Below are 20190 nucleotides of genomic sequence, written 5' to 3'. Positions count from 1 at the left end.
CAACCCGCGCCCTGCCGTGCCTTGCCGGCCGGGCGTTTCCTGTTCCATGACCCCGATTTCCAAGGATCCCGGGACCGGGGTACTGCTCGACGCGGGCGAGATCCGCCGGGCCACCACGCGGATCGCGCACGAGATCCTCGAGCGAAACAAGGGGGCCGACGACGTGGTCCTCGTGGGGATCGCCGCCCGGGGGGACGACCTCGCCACCCGGCTCGCCGAGCAGATCGCCGAGATCGAGGGGACGAAGGTGGCGGTCGGGGCGCTCGACATCACGTTCTACCGGGATGACATCGGCATGCGTGCCGAGGCCCCGGAGGTCCACGAGACGCGGATCGACTTCGACGTGACCGGCAAGGTCGTCGTCCTGGTGGACGACGTGCTGTTCACCGGTCGCACGATCCGTGCCGCGCTGGACGCCGTCACCGACTTCGGTCGCGCCGAGGCGATCCAGCTCGCCGTCCTCGTCGACCGGGGACATCGTGAGCTGCCGATCCGTGCCGACTACGTCGGCAAGAACGTTCCGACCCGCAGCGACGAGATCGTGCGGGTGCTCCTCGAGGAGGTCGACGGCGAGGATGCCGTCGTCGTGGAGGAACCCCGATGAAGCGACACCTGCTCTCGATGCACGACCTGACCCCCGAGGACGTCGTCCGGGTGCTGGACACGGCCGAGTCGTTCCGCGAGGTCGGTACCCGGGTGATCAAGAAGGTGCCCGCTCTGCGCGGGCGCACGGTCGTGAACCTGTTCTACGAGAACTCGACTCGCACGAGGATCAGCTTCGAGCTGGCGGCCAAACGGCTGTCGGCCGACGTGATCAACTTCACGACGAGCGGGTCGTCGGTCTCCAAAGGCGAGAGCCTGAAGGACACCGCGCTCACCCTGCAGGCGATGGGGGCCGACGCCGTGGTGATCCGACACTCCAGCTCCGGCTCGCCCTACCAGCTCACGAAGTGGCTCCAGGGCAGCGTCCTGAACGCCGGGGACGGGACGCACGAGCATCCGACACAGGCGCTGCTCGACCTGTACACGATGCGGGAGAAGCTCGGCCGCCTCGAGGGGCTCAACGTGGCGATCGTCGGCGATGTGCTGCACTCGCGGGTTGCCCGATCGCTGTCGTTCGGGCTCGTGAAGATGGGCGCGGACGTGACGTTGATCGGTCCGCCGACGCTGATCCCGCCGGATGCCCCCGCCTGGGGCGTGCACGTGAGCTCGGACATCGACGCGGTGCTTCCGAAGCTCGATGTCTGCTACATGCTCCGGGTACAGCGCGAGCGCCAACGCCAGCAGTTCTTCCCGAGCGTGCGCGAGTACGCGCGGCTGTTCGGCCTGACACGCGAACGGGTCGACGCCCTGCCGGAGGGCTGCGTGATCATGCATCCCGGTCCGATGAACCGCGGGGTCGAGATCGATTCGGACGTCGCCGACCTGCCCCAGGCGGTGATCGAGGAACAGGTGACGAACGGCATCGCGGTTCGGATGTCGCTGCTGTACCTGCTCCTCGGTGGATCGGGCCCGGACCAGCTCGAGGCCGCAGGCCCGAACGACGAGGCGACCCGAGGAGCCGACGATGTCTGAGGCGAGCGCGAAGCTGCTGTTCCGGGGGGCTCGCGTGATCGATCCCGCCGGGGAACGCGACACCCCGGCCGACCTGCTCGTCTCAGGCGGCAGGATCGCCGCGATCGGCGACGGGGCCGAGGCCGGTGATGCGGACATCGTCGAGTGCGACGGGCTCGTGCTGACACCGGGGCTCGTCGATCTGCACACGCATCTGCGGGAACCCGGCCGCGAGGACAAGGAGACGATCGAGAGCGGGTCGCGTGCCGCCGCGGCCGGAGGGTTCACCGCGATCTCGGCGATGGCGAACACCGATCCGGTTGCCGACAATGCCGCGGTGATCCGAGAGGTGCAGGCACTCGCGGCCCGCGCGGGCCTCTGCGACGTGTTCCCGGTCGGTGCGATCACCCGCAGGCTCGAGGGAGAAGACCTCGCCGAGCTCGGCGAGATGGTCGAGGCGGGGGTGCGGATCTTCAGCGACGACGGGAACTGCGTGCCGAACGCGCGCGTGCTGCGCTATGCGCTGCGGTACGCGACCGCGTTCGACGACGTGGTGATCGCCGAGCACTGTGAGGACCCGAGCCTCGTCGAGGGCGGACAGATGCACGAGGGATACAACTCCTACTCCCTGGGTCTGGCGGGGCGTCCGCGCGAGGCGGAAGAGGTGGCGCTCGCCCGCGACCTCGCGATCGCACGGATGACCGGCGGGCGGCTCCACGTATGCCACGTGTCCTCCGCGGGTTCGATCGACCTGATCCGCCGCGCGAAGGATGAGGGTCTGCGGGTCTCGGCCGAGGTCACGCCGCACCATCTCGTGTTCACCGACGACGACCTCGTCACCTACGACACGAACCTGAAGGTGAACCCGCCGCTGCGCACCTCCGACGACCGGGACGCGCTGCGCGCCGGCCTGGCCGACGGCACGATCGACGTGATCGCCACCGACCACGCCCCCCACGCGGTCGAGGAGAAGGAGGCCGAGTTCGACCGGAGCCCTCCGGGCACGATCGGTCTCGAGACGGCGCTGGCCGCCGTGCTCACCCACCTCGTGGAGCCCGGACTGCTCCCGCTGTCGCGGGCGATCGACGCGCTCTCGAGCGCTCCCGCTCGGATCCTGGGAGCGACCGACCACGGTGGCCCGCTCGAGGTCGGCGACCCGGCCAACCTCGTCGTGTTCGACCCGGCCGCGCGGTGGACCGCGGAGGCGCCGTTCGTCTCCAAGAGTCGGAACTCCGCGTTCCTCGGGGCATCGCTCACGGGGCGGGTGGTCCACACGTGCTTCCGGGGGGAGCTCGTCGTCGCGGACGGGAAGGCCCAGCGGTGACCCGGGGTCCGGAGGCGCTCCTGGTGCTCGAGGACGGCACGGCATTCCACGGGCGCGGGTTCGGCGCGGCAGGGGAGAGCTTCGGTGAGGTCGTGTTCAACACCGGCATGGTCGGCTACCAGGAGGTGCTCACCGATCCCTCGTACGCCGGCCAGGTCGTCGTGATGACCGCGCCGCAGCAGGGCAACTACGGGACGAACGACGAGGACGCCGAATCATCGGACGTCCAGGTTGCGGGATTCGTGGTCCGTGAGGCCTCGCGCCGGGCATCGAGCTGGCGGGCCCGGCGCACGCTGCACGAGGAACTGGGCGCGGCCGGCGTCGTGGGGATCGAAGATGTCGACACCCGTCGGCTCACGCTGCGGATCCGCGAGGCGGGCGCGATGCGGTGCGGGGTGTCCACCACCGATCTCGACCCCGGCTCGCTGACCGACCGCGTGCGGGAGCAGTCGGGGATGGAGGGTGCCGACCTGGCCAAAAACGTGAGCGCTCCGCGGCCCTACGAGGCTCGCGAGCTCGTCGGCCCCGCGAAGGCGCATGAGGGGCGCACCCACGCGGTCGCGGCCCTCGACCTCGGTATGAAGCGGAACATCCTGCGGCTGCTTGCGGCGGAGGGCATCGAGGCGTCGGTGTTCCCCGCACAGACGCCGCCCGAGGAGATCGCCGCCGGAGGGTTCGAGGGGCTGTTCCTGTCGAACGGACCCGGCGATCCGGGGGCGACGCGCTACGGGATCGCGACGACGCGGGCGTTGCTCGGGACGGTGCCGGTGTTCGGGATCTGTCTGGGGCACCAACTGTTGGGACACGCGCTCGGTGGGAGCACCTACAAGATGAAGTTCGGTCACCGTGGGGTGAACCAGCCGGTGAAGGACCTCCGGTCGGGCCGAGTCGAGATCACCAGCCACAACCACGGGTTCGCGGTGGACGCGCGGTCGTGGGACGACGGGCTCGATCCCGCCGAGGCGGCGGCCGCCGGCGAGCCGGCCGTGGTCGAGACGGCGTCGGGACGTGTTGCGCTCACCCACTGGAACCTGAACGACGGAACGCTCGAGGGGCTCCGCTGCCTCGACGTGCCCGCGTTCTCGGTGCAGTACCACCCCGAGGCCGCGCCCGGGCCGCACGATTCCCGCTACCTGTTCGACGAGTTCCGCGCGTCGATGCGGGAGGCATCCTAGGTGCCTAAACGAAACGACATCCGCAAAGTGATGGTGATCGGGTCGGGTCCGATCGTGATCGGGCAGGCATGCGAGTTCGACTACTCGGGAACGCAGGCGTGCCGGGCGCTGCGCGCTGAAGGGTACGAGGTCTGCCTCGTGAACTCGAACCCCGCGACGATCATGACCGACCCGTCGTTCGCCGACGCGACCTACATCGAGCCGCTGACGCCGGAGTCGGTGCTGGCGATCGTGCGGCGCGAACGGCCCGACGTGTTGCTGCCGACGCTCGGCGGGCAGACGGGGCTCAACGTGGCGGTCGCGCTCGCCGGAACCGGGGAGCTCGACCGACTCGGTGTCGAGCTGATCGGGGCGAAGCTCGATGCGATCCACGCCGCCGAGGACCGCAGCCGATTCAAGGAGAGGATGGTCGCGGCGGGGTTGGAGGTACCACGGGCGGAGACCGCGACCACGGTCGCTGACGCCGCCGCGATCGCCGATCGGATCGGCTACCCCGTGATCGTGCGGCCCTCCTTCATGCTGGGCGGCGGCGGCAGCGGCTTCGCGGACGACCGCGCCGAGCTCGTGGAGCTGGTCCGTCGGAGCCTCGCGGAATCGCCGGCGACCGAGGTCCTGATCGAGGAATCGGTCAAGGGCTGGAAAGAGTTCGAGCTCGAGGTGATGCGCGACGGCGCCGACAACGCCGTCATCATCTGTTCGATCGAGAACGTCGACCCGATGGGTGTGCACACGGGGGACTCGATCACCGTCGCCCCGCAGCAGACGCTCACCGACCGCGAGTACCAACAGATGCGCGACGACGCCATCACCTGCATCCGCGCGATCGGTGTCGAGACCGGTGGATCGAACGTCCAGTTCGCCGTCGACCCACGGACGGGCCGGCGGGTCGTGATCGAGATGAACCCTCGCGTGTCGCGCTCGTCCGCGCTCGCGTCGAAGGCGACCGGGTTCCCGATCGCGAAGATCGCCGCCCTGCTCGCCGTCGGCTACCGCCTCGACGAGATCGTCAACGACATCACCGGCGAGACTCCGGCCGCCTTCGAGCCGACGCTCGACTACGTCGTCGTGAAGGTGCCGCGGTTCGCCTTCGAGAAGTTCCCGGAGGCCGATCCGACCCTCACCAGCACGATGAAGTCGGTCGGTGAGGTCATGGCGATCGGGCGAACCTTCAAAGAGGCGCTCGGCAAGTCCTGGCGCGCGATCGAGAGGACCGGTTTCGACCTCGGTGCCGACGGTCCGGGGGACGACGGGGGTGATGTGCTCAGCGCGATCGCCGAGGGGACCGAGCACCGGCTGTTGCTGGTCGAGCGCGCGCTGCGCGACGGCCACGGTATCGAGGAGGTCGCGGAAGCCTCGGCGATCGACCCGTGGTTCGTCGATCAGATCGCCGAGGTGGTCGAGGAGGCCGAGGCGTTACGTGGACGGTCGCTCGCCGAACTCTCCGCGGAACAGATCCGGCGCGCCAAACGGGTCGGCCTCTCGGACCGGCGGATCGCCCACATGACCGGAACGGGTGCGCGTGCCGCGACCGAGCGGCGCCGCGAGCTCGCGGTCCGGCCGGTGTTCAAGACCGTCGACACCTGCGGCGGGGAGTTCGCGGCCCGCACGCCGTACCACTACTCGACCTACGAGGACTCCGACGAGGTGACGCCGGCGCAGCGACCCCGGGTCGTGATCCTCGGCGCCGGGCCGAACCGGATCGGGCAGGGGATCGAGTTCGATTACGCCTGCGTGCACGCCGCCTTCGCACTCGAGGAGGCCGGCTTCGAATCGGTGATGGTCAACTCCAACCCCGAGACGGTCTCGACCGACTACGACACCTCGAGCCGCCTCTATTTCGAGCCGCTCTCGGAAGAGGACGTCCTGGCGATCGTGGAGTCCGAACGCCCCGAGGGTGTGATCTGCCAGTTCGGCGGCCAGACGCCGCTGCGGCTCGCGCACTTCCTCGCCGAGCGCGGTGTTCGGATCCTCGGAACCCCACCGTCCGCGATCGATCTGGCGGAGGACCGCGGGAAGTTCGCGGAGGTGCTGCGCGAGCTCGACATCCCTGCGCCGCCGCATGGTGAGGCGCGCGATCTCGGGGAGGCGCGGCGGATCGCGCAGGACATCGGCTACCCGGTCGTCGTCCGTCCCTCCTACGTGCTCGGAGGGCGCGCGATGGAGATCGTGTACGACGCCGAGGATCTCGAGCACTTCGTGCGCACGGCGGCGGAGGCGTCTCCGGACCACCCGGTGCTGATCGACCGGTTCCTGGAGGGCGCGATCGAGGTCGACGTGGATGCGGTGTGCGACGGGACCGACGTGTTCATCGGCGCGGTCATGGAGCACATCGAGGAAGCGGGGGTCCACTCCGGTGATTCGAGCTGCGCGATCCCACCCCAGACGCTCTCCGACGGCGAGATGGACCGGGTCGAGGAGATCACCAGGGCGCTCGCGCGCCGGCTCGGAGTGATCGGCTTGCTCAACCTGCAGCTCGCCGTGAAGGACGAGACGATCTGGGTGCTCGAGGCGAACCCGCGGGCATCGCGCACCGTTCCCTTCGTATCGAAGGTGATCGGGGTCTCGCTCGCGCGCTCCGCCACGCTGCTGCTCGCCGGCCGATCGATCGCGCAGCTGATCGACGATGGTGTCTTGCCCGACGATCCACACCACTACCGGCATCTGCGCTACACGTCGGTCAAGGCGGCGGTGCTGCCGTTCAACCGGTTCCCCGGCGCGGACACGGTGCTCGGCCCGGAGATGAAATCCACCGGCGAGGTCATGGGCGTCGATCAGGACTCCGGCGCGGCGCTGGCGAAGGCGTTGGTCGCCGGAGGCACCTCGCTCCCGGTGAAGGGCACGGTGTTCGTCTCGGTCGCCAATCGGGACAAGCGCGCGATCCTGCTACCGGCCAAGCGCCTCGCCGATATGGGGTTCCACCTGCTCGCGACGAAGGGAACGGCCGGCGTGCTCACACGCGGAGGGATCCCCGTCGAGCTCGTCCAGAAGGTCTCGGAGGGCACAGCGGCCGAGGGTGAGCACGCGCGCCCGGGCGCGACCGGTGAGGTGACGCCGACGATCGTCGATCTGCTGAAAGGCGGGCAGGTCGACCTCGTGATCAACACGCCGTTCGGCCGCGGCGCGCGCACCGACGGCTACTGGATCCGCACCGCCGCCGCGATCGCCGGCGTGCCGTGCGTCACGACGATCCCGGGCGTGCTGGCCGCGGTCCGCGGGATCGAGGCGGTCGCCGCCCCCGCGACCCAGCCGCGCTCGATCCAGGAGTACCACGCCGAGGCCGCCGCGGTGCCGATCCAGGGGCGGCTCGGGATCGGCCGAACCACGACGGGCCCCTCGTCCACGTCCGCGGTCACCGCGCCGCCCGAAACGACGCCGTGAAGCGCGCGCGGGCAGAGATCCTGTCGAACCGGAGCTACGGCGCCTACCACTCGGTGACGATCGTCGCTCCGGAGATCGCCGAGACCGCGCGGCCGGGACAGTTCCTCTCGGTCGCGATGCCCGAGGGACGGGCGTTCCTGCTCCGGCGGCACTTCTCGATCCATCAGTCGTCCCGGCGTGGTGGCTGGGCGGGCACCCTCGAGTTCACCTTCGAGCAGCACGGACACGGCACCGACTGGCTCGCGCACCAACGCGCGCACTCGTTCCTCGACGTGCTCGGCCCGATCGGAACGCCGTTCGCGTTCCCGCGCCGGCTCACGAACTGTCTGCTGGTGGCCGAGGGGCACGGTGCCGGATCGCTCTATTTCCTCGCCCAGGAGCTGCGCGCGCAGGGCAAGCGAGTCGATCTGCTCGTCGGCGCGCGCGACCTCGAACACGTCTTCAAGCCGATCGAGGGCAAGCGCCTCTCCCAGACGGTCGCCTTCATGACCGCCGACGGCAGCATGGGCGAACGCGGTTCGGTGCTCGACGCGCTTTCCGGCATGGCCGAGCAGACGCGGGCCCAGGTGCTCTACGCCGCTGGACCGCAGCAGATGCTCCGGGGCGTCGCGGATTTCAGCAACGCCCGGGGGTTGCCGGCGCAGATCGCGGTCGAGGAGCGGATGGGCTGCGGCTACGGGCTGTGCTACACGTGCACCGTCCCCGTGGCGCGTAAGGACGGATCCGGCTACGACCCATTGCGCGCGTGCGTCGACGGGCCGGTGTTCAACCCCGCGCGTGTGCTGTGGGATCAATGGATGGGCGAGCGTTCGGCGGAGGAGATGGTCCCGACGCCTCCCGAGGGATCCCCGGTGGTGCGATCGTGGCCGGACTGATCCCTCGGGACCGGAGGTCGCGGCGATGGCCGTGAAGGACGTCGATCTCGCCGTGGATCTCAACGGGCTGGTGCTTCCGGGCGCCGTGTTGGTGGCGTCCGGATGCTTCGGGTCGGGGCGCGAGCTCGGCGATCTGTTCGAGGCGCGGGGACTCGGCGGTGTCGTGTCCCGCACGGTGACGGCGAGCCCCCGGAAAGGAGCGCCCTCGCCGCGGGCGGCGGAGACACCGTCGGGGCTGCTGTCGATGGTCGGACTCCAGAACCCCGGCGCGGATGCGTTCGTGGCCGACGATCTCCTGCACATGGCCAGCCTCGGGCTCCCCGTGATCGTGTCGGTGGCGGGCGGCTCCGTCGAGGAGTACGTCCGTGTCACGGCGATGCTCGACGGGGCTCCCGGCGTCGTGGCGGTCGAGGTCTACCTCGCCGGACCGGACGAGGAGCTCGACGGCCAGGCGTTCACGGCCCGGCCGGAACGGTGTGCGGAGGTCACGGGCGCCGTCGCCCGGCGTGCCGGTGTGCCCGTGTTCGCGAAACTGCCGGCGATGCCGGTCGGTCTCGTGGACGTCGCCGGAGCGTGTGCCCGCGCAGGGGTCCACGGGGTCACCCTGATCGACGGCGTTCCCGGCATGGCCGTCGATGCGGACGAACTCGCGAGCTCGCTCGGTGCGGTCGAGGGGTTCCTCTCGGGTCCCGCCGTGCGCCCGCTGGCGCTTCGGGCGGTGCACGAGGTCGCGAGCGCGCTTCCCGAGCTCCCGATCATGGGCGTCGGCGGCGTCTGGACCGGTCGCGATGCCGCCGAACTGCTGCTGGCGGGCGCCTGGGCGGTCCAGGTGGGAACGGCGATGCTGACCGATCCCGCCGCGGCCGGCCGGGTGGCCTCCGGGCTCGCCGACTACCTGCGCGGCAAAGGTCTCGTCTCGCCCAGCGACATCCGGGGACGCATGCGTGCGCCGGCTGTGCGTCCCGACGCCCCCTCGCGGTTCGAGAGCGGGGGATCCGCGTGATCCCGCGTCCAGACAACCCCCTGATCCCTGCGCTGGACGTGTCGGACATCGAGGCTGCGGAGAACCTCGCCCGCGACCTCGCGCCGAACGTCGGCGCGGTGAAGGTCGGGCTCGAGTTGTTCTCGGCGCACGGTCCGGAGGCGGTCCGTCGCGTCGGGCAACACGCGCCCGTGTTCCTGGACCTGAAGCTGCACGACATCCCGAACACCGTCGAAGCCGCTGCGCGCAACGCCGCGAAGCTCGGGGTGTTGATGCTCACCGTGCACGCGCTCGGCGGTGAGCGGATGATCGCCGCGGCGGTACGCGGCGCAGAACAGGGAGCGCGAGACGCGCGCGTTTCCCCACCGCTCGTTACGGCCGTGACCGTGCTGTCGAGCATGTCCGGTGAGGACCTTGCCTCGCCCGCATCTCTTGCCTTCGAAGCGAAAGCGGCGGGTGCGGCGGCATGTGTCGTGTCGGGTCCGGACGTCGCGGCGGTCCGCGAGGTGGTCGGGGAGGCGTTCGTGCTCGTCGTCCCCGGGATCCGGCCGTCGGGATCCAACGGCGACGACCAGGTACGGATCCTGACGCCGGAGGAGGCCGTCGAAGCGGGCGCGGACTACCTCGTCGTCGGACGACCGATCACCGGCGCGAGCGATCCGGCCGGCGCCGCGCGCGCGATCGTGGCGTCGGTGCGCTGACCGACCCTTCGCCTCGCCGCCCCGCGGACGGACCTCCCCCTCAGGAGTAGGTGGAGGGTCGAAGGGAAACCACAGGTCACGGCGCATGTTCTCTTTGCTCCGGTTCCCCGCCGTGCGTATACTCCCCAGGTCCTCAACCCCGAGACGAAGGAGGCACCTACATGCCCCTGCCCCAGCTCACCGAGGAGCAGCGTAAGCAGGCGCTGGCGAAAGCTGCCGAAGCGCGCAAGAAGCGCGCGGAGATCAAGGCGCAGCTGAAGTCCGGCAAGCTCTCGCTCGACGCGCTCCTGGGTCGTTCCGCCGACGATATCGTCGGCAAGATGAAGGTTTCGAACGTGCTCGAGTCGCTGCCCGGCGTGGGGAAGGTCCGGGCAACGAAGATCATGGAGGAGCTCGACATCTCCGCGAGCCGTCGTGTTCGGGGCCTCGGGGCCAAGCAGCGCGAGCAGCTGCTCCTGAAGTTCGCCAAGTAGTCACGGGCCGCTGAACCGCACCGGCGGTCTCTACGTCATCTTCGGCCCCTCCGGGGTCGGCAAAGGGAGCGTGATCGCGCGTCTCCTCTCGTCGAACCCGGGGGCGCTGTTCCTTTCGGTGTCGGCGACGACCCGCCGGCCCCGCCCGGGAGAGGTCGACGGCCGGGACTACCGGTTCGTCTCCGACGAACGGTTCCGGAAGCTGATCGATGACGGCGGGCTGCTCGAATGGGCGGAGGTGTTCGGGCACCTCTACGGGACCCCGGCCGAGCCCGTGGTCCGGGCCCGCGCCGAGGGCAAGGACGTCGTGCTCGAGATCGACGTCCAGGGAGCCCGGCAGGTGCGCGCGGCGTCTCCGGACGCCTTCCTCCTCTTCCTCGCCCCGCCCGACCGCAGCCGGATGCGGGAGGTTCTGCGCAGGCGGCTCGAGACCCGGGGCACCGAGCACGAGGAGGAGATCGTGCGGCGCCTCGCCGAGGCCGACCGTGAGATCGCCGAAGCGGAGGGGCTCCAAGACGAGACCGTGGTCAACGACGACCTGGAGCGGGCAACAACCCAGGTCGCGGCTATACTCAAGGAACGGCGTGGCCGAGACTGAGGTCCGGTCGATGCCGGTCCCACCCGACCACCCGCCCGGACGCGCGGCGGAGGAGCCTGGAGGCATCCCGGAATGATCGAGCCGAAGATCGACGACCTGCTTGCCCGTGTGGACTCGAAGTACTCCCTGGTGATCGTGTCCGCCAAGCGCGCCCGGGAGATCAACAACTACTACAGCCAGCTCGGCGAGGGCCGCGGCGAGTTCGTGCCGCCGCTCGTCGAGACCGGACTGCGGAACAAGCCGCTCAGCCTGGCCCTCGAAGAGGTCGCCGAGGCGAAGATCAGCGCCGAGCGCCCCGACGAGGTTGTCACCAAGTAGCCCCCTCGCCGGACGCCGAGTCCTGCTCGGCGTGACGGGCGGGATCGCCGCCTACAAAGCCGCGCACCTCGCGCGCTTGCTCGCCGCTGCGGGCGCCGACGTGACGGTCGCGATGACCGACAACGCGACGCGTTTCATCGGTGCGGACACCTTCGCCGCCCTCACCGGCAACCCCGTGCACACCTCGCTCTGGGACGAGCCCGGCCGCGTGGCCCATGTGGAGCTGGCACGGGAGGCCGACCTGATCGTGGTGGCCCCGGCGACCGCGAACATCCTCGCGAAGCTCGCCCTCGGGCTCGCCGACGATCTGTTGAGCTCGACGCTGCTCGAGGCCTCCGGCCGTCCCCTCATCCTCGCTCCCGCGATGCACACCGGGATGTGGCAGGCACCGCCGACCCAGGACAACGTCCGTTCCCTCGAGGCGAGAGGGGCGACGATCGTCGGTCCCGCATACGGATCGCTGGCGGCCGGGGACGAGGGGCAGGGCCGTCTCGCCGAGCCCGAGGACATCGTGCGCGCGAGCGAAGCGGCGCTGGGACTTCGCGGTGACCTGGACGAATGGAGGATCCTGGTCACCGCGGGACCCACCCACGAGCCGATCGATCCCGTCCGCTACATCGGGAACCGATCGAGCGGGTTGATGGGGATCGAGGTCGCACGCGAGGCCGCCGCCCGGGGTGCCGAGGTGACCCTCGTGCTCGGCCCCGGGACCGTCGCTCCACCGGCCGGCATCCGCGTGATCCCCGTCGAGACCTCCGCGCAGATGCGTGACGCGGTGCTCGCCGAGTTCGATGCGATGGACGCGGTCGTGATGGCGGCCGCGGTCGCCGACTTCCGGCCGTCGCAGGCCGCCGACGACAAGCTGAGGAAGGACGGCGGGGTTCCCGATCTGGAGCTCGTGCCCACCACCGACATCCTCGCCGAGCTGGGAGAGCGCAAGGAGGCGCAGGTGCTCGTCGGCTTCGCCGCGGAGACCGACACCGACGCCCTCGAAACGACCGGCCGGCAGAAGCTGGAGAAGAAGAAGCTCGACCTCATCGTCGTGAACGAGGTCGGGCGGGAGGGCACCGGCTTCGGTTCGAGTACGAACGACGCGATGCTCGTCCAGAGGACGGGGGACGCGACGCCGCTGCGCACGTGGTCGAAGCGCGAGCTCGCGACCGCGATCTGCGATCGGCTCGACGCGCTGTACGGCTGAAGTGAGCGGGTCCGGTCGCGCGGTCGCGGCGGCGACGGTCCGGGCCGATATACTCCGCGCCATGTCCAAGGGCTACCTGTTCTCCTCCGAATCGGTCACCGAAGGCCACCCGGACAAGCTCGCCGACCAGCTCTCCGATGCGGTTCTCGACGCGATCCTGACCGTCGACCCGGTCGGCCGCGTCGCGTGCGAAACGCTCGTCACCACCGGACTCGTGATGGTGGCCGGCGAGATCAGCACGTCGGAGTACATCGACATCCCTGCGATCGTGCGCCGGACCGTGTCCGAGGTCGGTTACACGGACGCGAAGTTCGGCCTCGACGGCGAGACATGCGGGGTCGTGACGTCGATCCAAGAGCAGTCGCCCGACATCGCGCGCGGCGTCGACGACGCGCTCGAGCATCGCGAGGAGCACTCAACCGACGAGCTCGACACGCTCGGTGCGGGCGACCAAGGCATGATGTTCGGCTACGCGTGCCGCGACACCGAGGAGTTGATGCCGGTGCCGATCGCGATGGCTCATCGGCTCACCAAGCGCCTTGCCGACGTCCGCAAAGCGGGCGTCGTTCCGTATCTCCGACCGGACGGGAAGAGCCAGGTCTCGATCTCCTATGAGGGCGGTCGCCCCACGAAGGTCGACACTGTCTTGATCTCTACGCAGCACCGCGAGGAGGTCGACGTCGAGACCCTGCTCGCTCCCGATGTCGAGAGCGAGGTGGTCGAGCCCGTGCTGAAGGAGTTCCCCGAGCTCGACTCCGAGGACGTCCGTGTCCTCGTGAACCCGACCGGCCGGTTCGAGATCGGCGGACCGAAGGCCGACACCGGGCTCACCGGACGCAAGATCATCGTCGACACCTACGGAGGGATGGCGCCGCACGGCGGCGGCTGCTTCTCGGGCAAAGACCCGACGAAGGTCGATCGCTCGGCGGCGTACATGGCCCGGTACGTGGCGAAGAACCTCGTGGCCGCCGGCACGGCCGAACGCGTGCAGATCCAGGTCGCGTACGCGATCGGCACCGCACACCCCGTCTCGCTCGCGATCGACACGTTCGGCACCGAGACCACCGACCCGGCGAAGCTCGTCGACGTGGTGTGGGACCTGTTCGACTTCCGGCCCGCGGCGATCATCCGCGACCTCGACCTGCGCCGCCCGATCTATCTCGACACGGCGGCCTACGGGCACTTCGGTCGTAAGGAGTTCCCCTGGGAGGCGACCGATCGCGCCGACGACCTCCGTCGCGCGCTCGGCTGACCCCTCGCCCGAGCCGCCGATCCTTTCGGGACCCGTCGCGGTCTGCGTCGACCGACCCCTGCTCGCCCTCGACCGTCCCTTCACCTACGAGCTGAACGCCGATCTCGAGGCGGGCCTCGGGAGCCTCGTCGAGGTCGCGTTCCACGGACGGAAGGTCCGAGGCTGGGTCCTCGGCCCGGCGGGGGAGCTCGGCAAGCGCGTGCTTCCGGTTCGCGCGCGCGTTTCTCCGGTTCGCATGTTCGACGAGCATCTGCTCGAACTCGCGCGATGGATCTCGCAGCGGTACGTCGCTCCGCTCGCGTCGGTGCTCGGCCGGTTGACCCCGCCGCGCGTCGTGTCCGAGGAACAGGAGTGGACCGGCCTCGTGGCGACCGATCGCGGGACGGACCTGCCACCGACCCCCCCGGCGGGACCCTGGGACGCCTACCGGGAAGGAGCGAGGGTTCGGACCGGGCTCGACGAGCACCGTGGGGCGTTCGTCGTGCGCCCCACGCCCGCGGACGAGGCCACGATCGTGGTCGACGCCGTGGGCCGAACACTCGCGGGTGGCCGACGGGCGATCGTGCTCGTGCCCGAGGCCGATCCGGTTCCCTTCACGGCGACGGCGGTGCTCGAAGCGTTCGGCGAGCGTGCCGCACTGTTCGCCGGGGGGTCCAAGCGGATGCGGTACCGGCGATGGCTCGAGATCGCCGCGGGTCGCTACGACGTGGTGGTCGGTACGCGCCCGGCGATCTTCGCGCCCTTGCCGAGGTTGGGACTCGTCGCCGTCGCGCGCGAGTCCCATCCTGCGCATCGTGAGGATCGCTCCCCTTACTACCACGTCCGAGACGTCGCCCTCGCGCGCGCCGAACTCGAGGGTGCCGCGTGCCTCGTGTCGGCGCTCGCCCCGTCGGTCGAAACCGCGGTGCTCGAGGCCGTCCGGGTGGAGCCCTCGCAGCGCCGGTGGCCACCGGTCGAGGTGGTGCGCCCCGGACCGGAGGCCCGGGCCCCGCGGTTGACCGCGTCGCTGCGCTCGTCGCGGCGCGCGTTCCTGTACGCGCCGTTGCCCGGGTACGGGATCGCCCAGGTCTGTCGCGCCTGCCACGAGCCCGCCGCCTGCGCGACATGCGGAGGCGTGCTGCGCGCGGAGCAAGGACGGGTGCGCTGCGTCGTGTGTGGACGCGACGGCGAGTGTGCATCGTGCGGGGCGAAGAGCTTCGGACTGCGGCGTGGCGGCGCGGAGCACGTCGAGGAATGGGCAGGGCGTGCGGCGCGCGTTCCGGTCCGATCGGCCTCGGCGGACCCCTCGGCCCTCGCGTCCCTCGCCGGCGGCGACCAGGTCGTGGTCGGCGGCCCCGAGTCGGTGAAGGACGTGGGTCCGCTCGGGCTCGACCTCGTCGGCATCCTCGACGCCGACCTGGCCTCGCGCAGGCCGGGCATCTCCGCACTCGAACGCGCGCTCACCACATGGACCGAGGTGGCCGCGTGGGCTGCGCCGCAGGGCGGACGAGTGATCGTGCAGTCGTCGCGACCGAACGATCCCGCGGTGCAATCGCTCGTACAGGGAACGCCGGAACGGTTCCATCGCGCGGAGCGAGCCCGGCGCGCCGAGGGGGGGTTCCCGGTCGGGGCCGCGGTCTTCCGCGTCGTCGGGTCCGACGAGCTGCCGGCCGCATTGGAAGCCCTCGCACCGATCACGTTCCTCGCTTCGAGGCAGGGGGAACAGGCGATATGCTTGCTCGCGCTCGAGCCGGACGCGATCGCACGCTTCGGTGCGCGTGCCCGCGAGCTCGCGGCGAGCGGGGTGCTCGAGCGGGTCGAAGCCGAGCCGCACCTGTGATCACGCACGAACGGGTCGAGCGAACACGCCGGGACCGCGCGACGACGCGGACGGGAGAGGAGCCGCAGAGACGATGTCGCTGATGTCGATCCGAACGCTGGGGGATCCCGTCCTGCGCGAGGCGACCCGGCCGGTCGAGCGCTTCGACCGCTCGTTGCGACGGCTCGTCGACGACATGTTCGAGACGATGGAGGACGCACCGGGCGTCGGACTGGCCGCACCGCAGGTCGGTATCGCGAGCCGGTTCTTCGTCTACGACGACGGCGCGGGCAATCGGGGCTTCCTCGCGAACGCGGTGGTCGAGGACCTCGAGGGCGAGTTGGTCCAGGACGAAGGGTGCCTGTCGATCCCCGGGCCGTTCCACCCCACGCGGCGCGCGGCCCGCGCGAGGATCCGGGGACACGACCTCAAGGGGCGAGATGTCGAGGTCGTCGCCGAGGGGTTGCTCGCCCGCATCTTCCAGCACGAGACCGATCACCTCGACGGGCTCCTCTACATCGACCGTTTGGACGACGCGGGTCGCAAGGACGTCATGCGCCAGCTCCGCCAGCTCGAGCTGCAGCGCGCGGCGAGAACGTCGGAGGCCTGAGTCCCGACGGGGGTATCGTCCGCGTCGTGGACCAAGCCCCGCTCCGCGTCGTGTTCCTCGGGAACGATCCCTGGTCGGTGCCCGCGCTCGCCGCGATCGACGCATCGGCCCACGAGATCGCTCTGGTGGTCACGGCGGCCCCTCGTCCAGCGGGGCGCGGATCGAAGCTGCGTCCTACAGCGGTCGCCGACGCCGCGCACGTGGCGGGCCGGCCGCTGCTGGAGACGGCGACGATCCGTGACGGCGGAGGGACGCAGCGGGTGCGAGAGGCGGCACCGGACGTCCTCGTCGTGGTCGCCTTCGGAGAGCTGCTCACCGGGGAGCTGCTCGGCCTGGCGCCGCGGGGTGCCGTGAACCTGCACTTCTCGCTGTTGCCCGCACTGCGCGGCGCCGCTCCGGTCCAGCATGCGTTGCTGGCCGGCCTGGACGAGACCGGCGTGACGACGATGCGGATGGACGAGGGACTCGACACGGGCCCGATCCTTCTGCAGCGGCCGATCGTGATCGGGTCCGACGAAGATGCGGGAGCCCTAGGACTCCGGCTCGCGGCGGCCGGCGGCGAGCTGCTGGTCCAGACCCTGGATGCCGCGGCACGCGATGCCCTCTCCCCGCGGATCCAGGATCCGACGAAGGCGACCTGGGCTCCGAAGCTCGGACCCGCCGACCGGGTCGTGGACTGGTCGGGCGCCGCGCGCGAGCTCGTTCGGCGCGTCCGGGCCCTGTCCCCGGCACCCGCGGCCACCACGAGGTTCCGTGGGAAGGGTCTCAAGGTGTTCCGGGCCGCGGCGATCGACGCGGACGCCCCGCCCCCGGGCGCGCAGGACGCCCCGGACGCGCCGGGCACGATCGTCCCGGGAGCCGACGCGACGCCCCTCGTGGCGACGGGGAGCGGATCGGTCGCGCTCCTGGAGGTCGGACCGGAGGGCCGTGGCCGGATGGACGGAGCGGCGTTCGCGCGCGGCGCCCGGATCGAGGCCGGCGAACGCCTGGGATGAGCACGGCCCGAGGGATCGCCGCGCAGGTGATCGGCGACGTCTGCGAGCGCGGCGCGTACTCGAACCTGGCGTTGCGGTCGGCCTTGCGCGCCACGGCGCTCGATCGTCGCGACCGCGATCTTGCCACCGAGCTGACCTACGGAACGCTCCGCCGTCTGCGCCGGATCGACCACGCGATCGGACGGGACGCGGACCGTCCGGTCCCTCGGATGAGCGAGCGTGCCCGGACGCTTCTTCGCCTCGGGACCTACCAGTTGTTGGAGCTGCGCATCCCTCCGCACGCGGCCGTGGGCGAGACGGTCTCGCTCGCCACGGGTCGGGAGCGCGGCTACGTGAACGCGATCCTGCGGGCGCTCGCGGCCGACCCTCCGCCGCTGCCCGAGGGGGACGGCAACGACGCGATCGGGATCCGCGCGGGCATGAGCCCGTGGATCGTCGGCGAGCTGCGGAATCTCGTCGGCGACGGCGACCTGGAGCGGGCCGCCGGCGCATTCGCCGAGCGCGCTCCGCTGTGCGTCCGCGCGAACCCGTGCGTCGCGAACGTCGAGGAGCTCGAGGCGTCGTTCCGAGAGGCGGGTCTGGATCCTCGTCGGGGAGTCATCGCGCCCGACTGCCTCCTCGTCGAGGGAAGCGCCGTTGAGGACCTTCCCGGGTACGCGCGCGGAGCCTTCGCGGTCCAGGACCAGGCGTCGGCGTTCGTCGGACACGCGGTCGGCGCGCTCGCGGGGGAGCGCGTGCTCGATGCGTGCGCGGGTCCCGGGGGCAAGGCGGGGATCCTCGCGTGCGCGGTCGCCCCGGACGGGCATCTGGTCGCCGCGGACGTCGGCGTCGGGAGGGCGCTGCTGGCGGCGGGGGCCCTTCGTCGTCTGCGGACCGACGCATCGCCGCTCGTCCAGGACGCTCGGCGCCCGGCCCTGCGCCCGGGCACCTTCGACCGGGTCCTCGTCGACGCTCCGTGCACGGGGATCGGCTCGGCGCGCAGGCGACCCGAGCTGCTGTGGCGTCCGGACGAGGGGCGCTTGTCCGAGCTCGCGCGGCTCCAGGTAGCGATCGCGACCGCCGTCGCGGACCTGCTGCGCCCGGGAGGACGGCTCGTGTACTCGGTCTGCACCTTCCCCCGGGCCGAGACGGTGGCCGTGTGCGACGCCCTCGTGCGCGCCCGTCCGGACCTGGTTCCGACGGCGATCGACGGCCCCGACGGGCCGAGCGAACGGATCCGGCTCTGGCCGCACCTGCACGGCACAGACGGGATGTTCCTCGCCGGGTTCACGAAAGGGCGGTCTCCGCCGAGGGGGGGCGGGCCTCCCGGCGAGGGGGGTTCGCCCCGGTAGGATTGGCCTCGTGAGCACGAGCGGCAAGCTCTCAGCGTCGATCCTCGGAGCGGATCTCGCGTACCTGGCCGACCAGGTCAAGCTCGTGGAACCGTACGCCGAGGTAGTCCACGTGGACATCATGGACGGGCATTTCGTGCCCCCGATCGCCCTCGGGGCGGTCGTGGTGGCCTCGCTGCGCCCCGTGACCGAGCGGGTGCTGCACGGCCATCTCATGGTTGACGCCCCCGAGAGCTTCTTCGACGAACTCCGCGAAGCGGGGCTCGACATGGTGTCGTTCCACGTCGAGGCGGTCGGCGACCCCGGTTCCGCGATCGGCAAGGCCCGGGACGCCGGACTCGGCGTCGGTCTCACCCTCAACCTCGAGACCCCGGTCGACGAGGTCGCGCCGCACCTGGAACGGATCGACGACCTGATGCTGATGAGCATCCGACCCGGCTGGTCGGGGCAGACGCTCAACGAGGAGGTGTACCCGCGGCTCGAGTCGGCACGCGCCGAGATCGATCGCCAGGGTCTCGACGTGGATCTCGAGATCGACGGGGGCGTGAAGATCGCGAACGCGCAGCGCGCCGTCGACGCGGGAGCGAACGTGTTGATCGCGGCGTCGGGAGTGTTCGGCCAACCGGATATCGCGGACGCCGCGGGACGCCTCGCGGCGATCGCACAGGGTGGAAGGAGGGCGGCCTGATGCCCGAGACGATCCTCGTCGTCGACGACGATCCGGACATCGCACGGTTCGTCGAGGTCAACCTCCGCTCGGCCGGCTACGACGTCTCGGTCGCCGGCGATGGGGAAGAGGCCCTGTCGAAGGCCGACGAGCTCCACCCCGACCTGGTCCTCCTCGACGTGATGATGCCCCGGATCGACGGCTTCGAGGTCGCGCAGCGGTTGCGGAAGAACCCGAAGACCTCGAACACCAGCATCATCATGCTCACCGCGAAGGCGCTGTCGACCGACAAGGTGTTGGGGCTGACCGCCGGCGCCGACGACTACATCATCAAGCCGTTCGACCCGATCGAACTGCTCGCGCGCGTGAAGGGCACCCTGCGCCGCGCGAAGGAGATGCGGAACCTCTCGCCGCTCACCGGCCTTCCCGGCAACATCCGCATCCAGGAGGAGATCGAGCGCATGGTCGGCAACGGGACCCCGTTCGCCGTCCTGTATTGCGACCTGGACAACTTCAAGACCTACAACGACCAGAAGGGGTTCGTTCGCGGTGACCGGTTGATCCAGACCACGGCGCGCATCATCCAGGACGCCGTCGCCGAGTACGGGGCCTCCGAAGGGTTCGTCGGGCACGTCGGTGGCGACGATTTCGTCGCGGTCGTACCACCGGAGGTGGCCGAGGAGGCCGCGAAACGCATCACGGCTCGCTTCGACGAGCATCGGATCGAGTTCTACGAGCCCGAGGACCTCGAGCGCGGGTTCGTGAAGATGGAGGATCGCAAGGGAGTCCTGCAGGAGATCCCGCTCGTCGCGATCTCCGTCGGCGTCGCCACGACGGCGAAACGGGGTTTCGAACACTACGCGAACGCCGTCTCGGTCGCGACGGAGATGAAGCAGTTCGCCAAGCGCGAGCCCGGTTCCTCCTACGCGGTCGACCGGCGAACCCCCGAGTAGCTCAGCGC

At 70.6% G+C, this 20190-nt stretch carries 19 protein-coding genes; all 19 read left to right on the top strand.

What is annotated here, in order from left to right; translation table 11 throughout:
- The first annotated feature begins 46 nt into the window (after positions 1-46).
- The 19 genes from pyrR (at position 47) to WEF05_09775 (ending at position 20182) form a co-directional block, all read left to right on the top strand.
- The gene (gene pyrR, locus WEF05_09865) at positions 47-604 is read left to right on the top strand and encodes a bifunctional pyr operon transcriptional regulator/uracil phosphoribosyltransferase PyrR (protein MEX1102187.1); all 558 of its coding nucleotides are present in this window, start codon (positions 47-49) and stop codon (positions 602-604) included.
- The gene (locus WEF05_09860) at positions 601-1575 is read left to right on the top strand and encodes an aspartate carbamoyltransferase catalytic subunit (protein MEX1102186.1); all 975 of its coding nucleotides are present in this window, start codon (positions 601-603) and stop codon (positions 1573-1575) included. Before pyrR ends, WEF05_09860 begins: the two co-directional genes overlap by 4 nt.
- The gene (locus WEF05_09855) at positions 1568-2878 is read left to right on the top strand and encodes a dihydroorotase (GenBank protein ID MEX1102185.1); all 1311 of its coding nucleotides are present in this window, start codon (positions 1568-1570) and stop codon (positions 2876-2878) included. Before WEF05_09860 ends, WEF05_09855 begins: the two co-directional genes overlap by 8 nt.
- Positions 2875-4053 (top strand): glutamine-hydrolyzing carbamoyl-phosphate synthase small subunit, encoded by a 1179-nt coding sequence (gene carA, locus WEF05_09850; protein ID MEX1102184.1) that lies wholly within the window; start codon positions 2875-2877, stop codon positions 4051-4053. The genes WEF05_09855 and carA overlap by 4 nt, the downstream gene beginning before the upstream one ends.
- Positions 4054-7431, top strand: coding sequence for a carbamoyl-phosphate synthase large subunit (gene carB, locus WEF05_09845; protein MEX1102183.1), 3378 nt, complete (start codon positions 4054-4056; stop codon positions 7429-7431). It begins immediately after the preceding gene.
- Positions 7428-8306 (top strand): dihydroorotate dehydrogenase electron transfer subunit, encoded by an 879-nt coding sequence (locus tag WEF05_09840; protein ID MEX1102182.1) that lies wholly within the window; start codon positions 7428-7430, stop codon positions 8304-8306. The genes carB and WEF05_09840 overlap by 4 nt, the downstream gene beginning before the upstream one ends.
- A gap of 25 nt (positions 8307-8331) precedes the next feature.
- The gene (locus WEF05_09835) at positions 8332-9309 is read left to right on the top strand and encodes a dihydroorotate dehydrogenase (protein ID MEX1102181.1); all 978 of its coding nucleotides are present in this window, start codon (positions 8332-8334) and stop codon (positions 9307-9309) included.
- A complete protein-coding gene (gene pyrF / locus WEF05_09830; protein MEX1102180.1) occupies positions 9306-9989 on the top strand; it encodes an orotidine-5'-phosphate decarboxylase in 684 nt (227 codons plus the stop codon). The genes WEF05_09835 and pyrF overlap by 4 nt, the downstream gene beginning before the upstream one ends.
- A gap of 161 nt (positions 9990-10150) precedes the next feature.
- Positions 10151-10462 carry an integration host factor, actinobacterial type gene (mihF, locus tag WEF05_09825; protein MEX1102179.1) on the top strand — a complete coding sequence of 104 codons (312 nt, stop codon included), beginning with the start codon at positions 10151-10153 and terminating at the stop codon, positions 10460-10462.
- 70 nt (positions 10463-10532) lie between these two features.
- Positions 10533-11060, top strand: coding sequence for a guanylate kinase (gene gmk, locus WEF05_09820; GenBank protein ID MEX1102178.1), 528 nt, complete (start codon positions 10533-10535; stop codon positions 11058-11060).
- Between the two features lie 72 nt (positions 11061-11132).
- Positions 11133-11378 carry a DNA-directed RNA polymerase subunit omega gene (gene rpoZ, locus WEF05_09815; GenBank protein MEX1102177.1) on the top strand — a complete coding sequence of 82 codons (246 nt, stop codon included), beginning with the start codon at positions 11133-11135 and terminating at the stop codon, positions 11376-11378.
- A complete protein-coding gene (gene coaBC / locus WEF05_09810) occupies positions 11365-12576 on the top strand; it encodes a bifunctional phosphopantothenoylcysteine decarboxylase/phosphopantothenate--cysteine ligase CoaBC (GenBank protein MEX1102176.1) in 1212 nt (403 codons plus the stop codon). The genes rpoZ and coaBC overlap by 14 nt, the downstream gene beginning before the upstream one ends.
- Positions 12577-12637: 61 nt before the next feature.
- Positions 12638-13828, top strand: a complete 1191-nt coding sequence (gene metK, locus WEF05_09805; protein MEX1102175.1) for a methionine adenosyltransferase — start codon at positions 12638-12640, stop codon at positions 13826-13828.
- Entirely contained in the window at positions 13734-15647 is a 1914-nt protein-coding gene (locus tag WEF05_09800; protein ID MEX1102174.1) for a hypothetical protein, read from the top strand. Before metK ends, WEF05_09800 begins: the two co-directional genes overlap by 95 nt.
- An 82-nt stretch (positions 15648-15729) precedes the next feature.
- Positions 15730-16236, top strand: coding sequence for a peptide deformylase (def, locus tag WEF05_09795; GenBank protein ID MEX1102173.1), 507 nt, complete (start codon positions 15730-15732; stop codon positions 16234-16236).
- Positions 16237-16262: 26 nt separating this feature from the next.
- On the top strand, positions 16263-17231 hold the full coding sequence (gene fmt, locus WEF05_09790; protein MEX1102172.1) for a methionyl-tRNA formyltransferase: 969 nt from the start codon (positions 16263-16265) through the stop codon (positions 17229-17231).
- Positions 17228-18562 carry a transcription antitermination factor NusB gene (locus tag WEF05_09785; GenBank protein MEX1102171.1) on the top strand — a complete coding sequence of 445 codons (1335 nt, stop codon included), beginning with the start codon at positions 17228-17230 and terminating at the stop codon, positions 18560-18562. The genes fmt and WEF05_09785 overlap by 4 nt, the downstream gene beginning before the upstream one ends.
- A 10-nt stretch (positions 18563-18572) precedes the next feature.
- Positions 18573-19250 carry a ribulose-phosphate 3-epimerase gene (locus WEF05_09780; protein ID MEX1102170.1) on the top strand — a complete coding sequence of 226 codons (678 nt, stop codon included), beginning with the start codon at positions 18573-18575 and terminating at the stop codon, positions 19248-19250.
- Positions 19250-20182 carry a response regulator gene (locus WEF05_09775; GenBank protein MEX1102169.1) on the top strand — a complete coding sequence of 311 codons (933 nt, stop codon included), beginning with the start codon at positions 19250-19252 and terminating at the stop codon, positions 20180-20182. Before WEF05_09780 ends, WEF05_09775 begins: the two co-directional genes overlap by 1 nt.
- Positions 20183-20190: the final 8 nt, after the last annotated feature.

Source organism: Actinomycetota bacterium, from assembly GCA_040881665.1.
In the GTDB taxonomy this organism is placed as follows: Bacteria; Actinomycetota; UBA4738; order UBA4738; family HRBIN12; genus JBBDWR01.
The sequence above is the reverse complement of the archived record's forward strand: the minus strand, read 5'-3'. Positions and strand labels throughout refer to the sequence as shown.